At 70.0% G+C, this 6759-nt stretch carries 6 protein-coding genes; 4 read left to right on the top strand and 2 right to left on the bottom strand.

All coding sequences use genetic code 11. From position 1 onward, the window contains the following. Positions 1-102: 102 nt before the first annotated feature. Entirely contained in the window at positions 103-729 is a 627-nt protein-coding gene (locus ABZY11_RS41920) for a helix-turn-helix domain-containing protein (RefSeq protein ID WP_356484207.1), read from the bottom strand. A 60-nt stretch (positions 730-789) separates the two neighbouring features. Between ABZY11_RS41920 and ABZY11_RS41925 the strand changes: the two genes are divergently transcribed. Beyond that, complete coding sequence (locus ABZY11_RS41925; RefSeq protein WP_356484208.1) at positions 790-1833, top strand: saccharopine dehydrogenase NADP-binding domain-containing protein; 1044 nt, start codon at positions 790-792, stop codon at positions 1831-1833. 1720 nt (positions 1834-3553) lie between these two features. Here the strand turns inward: ABZY11_RS41925 and ABZY11_RS41930 are convergent. Next, positions 3554-4198: a type III effector protein gene (locus ABZY11_RS41930; protein ID WP_356484209.1), complete on the bottom strand. Its 645-nt coding sequence runs from the start codon at positions 4196-4198 to the stop codon at positions 3554-3556. Positions 4199-4326: 128 nt separating this feature from the next. Between ABZY11_RS41930 and ABZY11_RS41935 the strand changes: the two genes are divergently transcribed. The 3 genes from ABZY11_RS41935 to ABZY11_RS41945 all read left to right on the top strand — a co-directional run. Further along, positions 4327-4749 carry an Hsp20/alpha crystallin family protein gene (locus ABZY11_RS41935; RefSeq protein WP_356484210.1) on the top strand — a complete coding sequence of 141 codons (423 nt, stop codon included), beginning with the start codon at positions 4327-4329 and terminating at the stop codon, positions 4747-4749. A gap of 103 nt (positions 4750-4852) precedes the next feature. Continuing rightward, entirely contained in the window at positions 4853-5248 is a 396-nt protein-coding gene (locus ABZY11_RS41940) for a DUF2267 domain-containing protein (RefSeq protein WP_356484212.1), read from the top strand. 595 nt (positions 5249-5843) lie between these two features. Next, the coding region (locus ABZY11_RS41945; RefSeq protein WP_356484211.1) for a transposase at positions 5844-6759 on the top strand (916 nt) is incomplete at its 3' end.

Consider the following 6759-nt stretch of genomic DNA (forward strand, 5'->3'; position numbering starts at 1 on the left):
CCAGGGAGCATGGCGACCCGCCGGCCGCTGACGCTGAAGCCGGTGCGCCACTGTACGGACGCCTGCGCATCGCTTCCGCCCGCTCGGTGACCGACCGGGGCCTCATGGGAGCAGCTGCCGTACGAGTGTGTCCGCGGCCCACTTCTCCCATCGTGACGGAGACCAGCCGCGGCCGGTGATCAGCAGGCCGTAGGTTTCCGGGCCGAGAATCGCCATTGCGACGTCGGCGGCCGACGCGGCGTCGTGGCCGTCCCGCAGCGATCCGCCGGTCTTCTCCGTGAGGGCCTGGGCGAAGCGGAGCTGAACGGCGTACCGCTGCTCCTGGTTGATCCGCCACAGCTCGGCCAGTGCCGGGTCCGAGGCCGCCGCGCCGCGTACGACTTCCAGGACCGGCGCGGCGCGTTCCAGGATCCGGCGGGCCCCGGCGGCCTGGAGGGCGAGCTGCGCGGCCGGGGCCGGCTCCTCGACGACCTGCCGGGCCCAGGGGCGGTCCAGGGTCGCCACCTGGTCCGAGCCGCCGGCGATCGTGCTGTCCAGGACTTCCTTGAGCAGGGCGCGCTTGTTGCGGAAGGTGAAGTAGACGGTCTGCGTGCCGACTTCCGCGGCACGGGCGATGTCCTCCACTGTCGCACCGGCCCAGCCGCGCTCGACGAAGAGCCGCGCGGCCGCGTCGAGCATCCGCAGGCGCGTGCGGCGGGCCTTCTCAGCGCGAGTGATGGGGGCTGTCACGGGCACTCTCCTTGTTCCGCATTTTGACTGTAGTGACACTACAGTGTATTTCATTGGAGCATGACTACAGCGAAAATTGATGGTTCCATGGGGCGGATCCTGGTCGTCGGCGGCTACGGAGCCGTCGGCGCGACCGTGACGTCCACACTCGACGCATGGTTTCCCGGCCGGGTGATCCCCGGCGGGCGCGATGAAGCGCGGGCACGGCAGAACGGGGGAGTCCGGGTCGACGTGTCCGACACCGACGACTTCCGGGAAGTGCTGGACAGGCTCGGCGACGTCGCCGTAGTCGTGCTGTGCGTCGAGCCCCCGGACGCGGGCGCCGCCCGGATCTGTCTGGAACGCGGGATCCACCTCGTCGACGTCGGAGCCACCCGGCGGCGGCTCGACGCGGTCGCGGAACTGAACGATCTGGCTGTCGGCGCCGGAGCCACCGCACTGCTCAGCGTCGGAGTCGCTCCCGGCCTGACGAACCTGCTCGCCCGACGTGCTCATGACGCCGTCGACGGCGCCAGGAGCCTTCGCCTGACGGTGCTGCTCGGCTCCGGTGAACGGCACGGAGCCGACGCCGTGCGCTGGACAGTCGAAGGGCTGGCCGAGCCCGCCACCGCTCGCCCGGAGCGGGCCGCCCTCCCCGGCTTCGGAACCCGGACCGCCCACCCGTTCCCGTTCTCCGATCAGCACACGCTGCCGCATACCCTCGGCGTGCCGGACGTGACCACCCGGCTGTGCCTCGATTCGCGGCCGCTGACCGGGATGCTGTTCGCTCTGCGGCGCGCAGGACTGCTGCGCGCCGCTCGCCGGCCAGGTGCGCGGCGGATGCTGACCGGTCTCTTCCGCCGCGTCCACACCGGCGGTGACGCCTTCGCCGTACGGGCTGACGCCCGGAACGGTGACCGGCACGCCGCGTACGGCCTCTCCGGACGTGCGCAAAGCCGCGTCAGTGGCCTGGTCGCGGCCTACGTCGCCCGGGAACTAATGGGCGGCACCCTGCCCGCCGGGGTCCATCACATCGAGCAACTGCCGGTTCTCGATAGTCTCTTGGGATGGCTGGGCTCGCACGGCGTCACGACGCTGCGCCTCGACCGGCGGACGGAGGGGTGAGCGGAGCCGGCGCTCACGGCCACCGAAGGGGAACGTGAATTCCCTGTGGGTCGGGTGACAGGCGGAGCTTCCCGTGACTGATCGCTCTCGACCGACCGATCGCCCTCGATCGCCTCGACCGGCTGATCACACACCGGCGGGAGAGTCATTGTGGGGAACCGAGGGCGAGCCGGGGGCCGTCCGTGGTGGACGGCCCCCGGCTCGGCCTTGCAGGAGGTCGGTTCAGCGGGGCGGGAGACGGTGTGCCGTAGAAGGTGATCGGCGGCCAGCCCTTCGCCTCGGCGATCGCGGACAGCGCGTCGGCTATTTCCAGAGGCGTGATCTCCTGCGCCGTCGGGATGCCGTTGGGCCGGTCCAGTCGAACCGGCGGCGCCCGGACGCAACCCGTGGGAACCGCGGGCGCATGATGGGTACAGGAACCACCATCAACTGCACTGTGTATAAGGTGTGTTGGGCGTATTCGGAGGAACGGGGAGGCTGCCGTGGCGCAGCCGTACCTGGGGCAGGGAGAACCGCCTGCCGGGCCGAGAGGTCGAGGTCGGAAGTGGGTGGCCGTCGGGGCCGTCGGAGTCGCGTTCGCGGTGTTGGCGGCGTTGGCCGTGGTCCTCGTGTCCGACGAGGACTCCCGACCGGCGGACAAGGGCCGCGACCATTCGACGGCGCGGTCCCTGGGGTGGGTGCTGGCGGTCCTGCGGATCCCGTGTGCGTGCCAGGCGCACCGCGCGCGCATCATCCCTGCCTTCGGGTCCGACATCGAGATCCAACCGATGTGGCCGTAGCCCTGAGCTTGTTCTTAACCGGCCGCTTGGCCGCCCGAGCCGTCTGTCGCGTGATGACTGTGAGTGTGTGGTGTGGTGTCAGCGGGTTGAGCGACAGCCGTTGATTTCCAGTGATGAGGCGTTCTGAGCTGCTCGTTCTATGGCCGACTGCTGGGGGCTGTCGCTGTCGTGGGGTGACCGCATGGCTGTCATGTGCTGCGAGTTCCGTATAGCACAGCTGGTGGGTGGCTGACGCGGGGATGCCCATTCCTGTGCACGGCGTGGGGGCGCCGAGGTGTTCTGGCGGGTATGACTCGGGCGGACCTTCCCCCCCGGCTCAGGACCGCGCCTCGGGCTCGGTGAAGACGAACTCCTTGCCGCTCCAGCGCACGATCAGCTCCCGTACTCCGTCCGGCCCGCTCTCGGCCGCCCGGAACAGCTTGACCCGGCCCGCCACGCTCCAGCCGTATTCGGACCAGTACGGGTGGGAGCTGATCAGGCGGGACAGCCGGATCCTCCGAGGGCATGCTGCCGCACACGCCCTCGATGTACTGGTATCTGTCCTCCTACCTCGTCCAGGCCCGCCGCGAAGGCAACTTCCGGGCGGGGCGATGCTGGCCGCCTGCCTCGCTCCGGCAGCCTGCTACCTCTGGCACGGCGTCGCGGGGAACTACGCGGCCGAACTCCTCGCCGCGGCCCCGGACCGCCCCGGACGCCTACCTGAATGGCCTCGCTGGCAGCGGGGCCCCGCTGCCCCGCGAACACCTGCTGTGCTGCTGCTTGGCTCGCCGGTGGACGGCGTTGAGGGTGTCGACGGCGGTGGCGTCCGGGGGCAGGCCGGGCGGACACGGTGTGGGCAGCGGCTGCATGACGATCACCGTGCCGATGATCAGGAAGTGCGCGGGACACCCGATGCCGCGTGATTGCCGGAACGGTCGCCCGCTCCGAACGCGAATGTTCGGTCAGTCGGGTGGGTGCGGGGCCGTGGCGGGACTTGTGAGGGCATCGAGCCGGACGGCGAGGTCTGGGTGGGTGGTGGTCAGGTGGGGGCGGGTGGCGTTGAGGGGGTGGATGAGGTCGGCGGGGTCATCGTGGGCGAGGGCCGCGTGGAGTTGGTCGAGCGGGTGACGGGCGGCGGTGGGGAGGTCGGTGAGGGCGGTGATCTGGCTGGCGATGCGGCGCAGGTCGGCGGCGTTACGGCGGGCCCAGGCGGCCTGGGTGCGGTCGGCGGCGCGGCGTTCGCGGGTGGCCTGGACGCGTTGTTCGCCGGTGGTTCCGGCAGGGCCGGGGCGGTTGCGCAGGTAGCGGCGTTCGGCGGCCTGGCGGCTGGCGACGCCGAGGGGATGGGCGAGGTCGGCCCAGCTGGCTCCCGCGTCTCGTGCCGTTTCGATCAGGCCGGTTTCCCACCCGGCGAGCTGCTCGCGGACCTGCCGCAGCAGGAGCAGGGAGGCCAGGGCTTGCTCCGGGCCGGCGTGGGGGGCGTCGGGGGTCCCTTGCCGGGCGGCGCGCAGGGCGTCGTCTATGGCATGCAGGGCCGCCGCGGCGGCGAGGAACGAGGCCGGGCTTCGGCCGGCGCTGGACGGGGCCGGCTGGTCGGCTGCTGTCACGGGCACCTTCCTCGGCTTGTCATCCGATGGACGACACCGTGTTTGTCATCCATTGGATGACATGCTACAACGGTTTCAGTGAAGCGCATTGGCAGCAACTGCCCGAACCTGCTGGAGGTGTTTTCACGATGTTGATGCGCACTGACCCCTTCCGTGAGCTGGACCGGCTGGCCCAACAGCTGATGGGCCCGGGCACCTGGTCGCGGCCGTCCCCGATGCCGATGGACGCCTACCGTGAGGGCGACCGGTACGTGGTGGCCTTCGACCTCCCCGGCGTCAGCGCAGACGCGATCGACATCGACGTCGAGCGGAACATGCTGACCGTCAAGGCCGAGCGTCGGCCCGTGGCGAAGTCCGACGACGTGCAGATGGAACTGTCGGAGCGGCCTCTGGGTGTCTTCTCCCGCCAGATCGTGCTGGCCGACACGCTGGACACCGAGCACATCGAAGCCGACTACGACGCCGGGGTGCTCACCCTGCGGATCCCGATCGCCGAGCGTGCCAAGCCCCGCAAGATCGCCATCGGTGGCCGTAAGGAGATCTCCGGCTGAGCCGAGGCCTATGACGGCTGGCCAGTGGTGGAGGACGGGTCGCTGATCTCCCCCTCTCCCGTCCTCCGCATCCCCCATGGACCGAGGAAGGGAGGTGGCCGACGTGACCGTGCGGCGCGAAGCGTTCCTCGACCAGGTCAAGGAACGCGGCAAGTACGGCAGCCGGCAGGAAGCCGAGCGCGCGGCCCGTGTGGTGCTCGCCCTGCTGGGCGCGCACTTGGTCGGCGAGGTACGCGCCCAGCTCGCGGCGTGCCTGCCAGAAGAATTCGCCCTGATCCTCCTCAACCCGCTGCAGAGCGCCGAGCCGCTGCCAACGGAGCGGTTTGTGCGCGCGACGGCGGCCTGGATCGAGGGAGCCACCGAGCAGACCGCGGCCTGGGACGTCAGCGCCGTCCTCAGCACCGCCGCCGACGCCGCCAGCGACGATCTGCTGGGGCAGATCCTGCTGCAGCTCCCCGCGGGCTACGACCTCCTCTTCGGCCGCCCCCAGCCCACCTAAGCCTTGATCCACCGATCTGATGGCTGTGGATGACTCTTCGAGAAACAAGGAAGTGCCTTGTGACCTGCGATGATGGGAGTTCTTGAGGCTTCCGGCACGCACGATCGGCAAGGCACTTCCGAGATGCAAGTTTCCCATACTCCAGCGGCGGTCTCCGCTGCGTTCGATGACCCGAATCTGGTCGCGCATGCCGGGCTGGTTCCGGTGATGCGGCTGGCCGAACGGTGCGGGCTGTCGGGCCTGGTGACGCAGAAGGTGAAGCTGAGCGGGACGAGGAACGGCGCGGGTGCGTCGGCGGACGCCAAGGTCAGCAGCATCGTGGCCGGCATGGCGGCGGGCGCGGACAGTATCGACGACCTCCATATCCTGCGGCACGGCGCGATGCCGGCCCTGTTCCGGGGGGCCCGTGCGCCGTCCACGCTGGGCACCTTCCTCCGTTCGTTCACCCACGGTCACGCACTCCAACTCCACGCTGTCCACCGCGGGTTCCTCGGCCAACTGGCCGCGCACGCCCCGCTGCTGCCCGGCGCGGGGCAAATGGCGTTCATCGACGTCGACTCCACCCACAAACGGGTCTACGGCCGCACCAAGCAGGGTGCCCGAGTACGGCCGGTTCAAGGGCATCCGCACCCTTCACCCCCTGCTCGCCACGATCTGCACCCCGCACTCCCGGCCGGTGATCGCCACCGTGCGGATGCGCCGCGGCAAAGCAGCCGACTCCCGGGGCGCCCCGAAATTCGTCAGCGAGGCCCTGGCCACCGCCGTCGAGGCCGGCTGCACCGGCACCCGCATCCTGCGCGCGGACTCCCAGTTCTACAACGCCGGGGTGATCTCCGCCTGCCGCCGGGCCGGAGCCCACTTCTCGATTACCTGCGGGATGAACCCCTCCATCAAACGGGCCGTCCTCGGCATTCCCGACCGGGCCCGGCAGCAGATCACCTACCCGACCGCGGTGCCGGACCCCGAGACCGGTGAACTCATCTCGGACGCCGAAGTCGCCGAGATACCCGCATACACGGCGTTCGCCAGCCGGAAGAAAGCGGAGCGGGTCACCGCGCGGCTGATCGTGCGCCGGGTCCGTGACCTGGCCAAACCCGCCGTTGTGGGTGAGCAGGGCGAGTTGTTTCCCGTGTGGCGCCACCACCCGTTCTTCACCGACCAGCCCGCACAAACCCTCCAGGCCGAACGCGAACACCGCCACCACGCGGTCATCGAGCAGGTCATCGCCGACAGTAAAGCCTCCGCCCTGGCCCACCTGCCCTCCGCACACTTCAACGCCAACGCCGCATGGCTCACCCTGTGGGCGATGACCTACAACCTGCTGCGGGCCACCGGCGCACAAGCCTCCGCCTTCCACGCCAGGGCCACCACCGCCACGATCCGCACCCTGAACCGTTCCGGGTTCGGTAGAGACTCTGGGTCTATCAGGAATCAGGTGTGGTTCGTCTGTTTGGCCTACAGGTTCTTCGGTGGGCTGATCGGCCTACGCTCGGATGGCGGTGAGGCGGCCG

The sequence above is a fragment of the Streptomyces sp. NPDC006510 genome (assembly GCF_040611955.1).
Taxonomy (GTDB): Bacteria; Actinomycetota; Actinomycetes; order Streptomycetales; family Streptomycetaceae; genus Streptomyces.

What these genes read in the sequence shown, in the direction of transcription:
- ABZY11_RS41925 (WP_356484208.1), top strand. Translation starts at nt 790, where the DNA reads ATGACTACAGCGAAAATTGATGGTTCCATGGGGCGGATCCTGGTCGTC.
- ABZY11_RS41935 (WP_356484210.1), top strand. Translation starts at nt 4,327, where the DNA reads ATGTTGATGCGCACTGACCCCTTCCGTGAGCTGGACCGGCTGGCCCAA.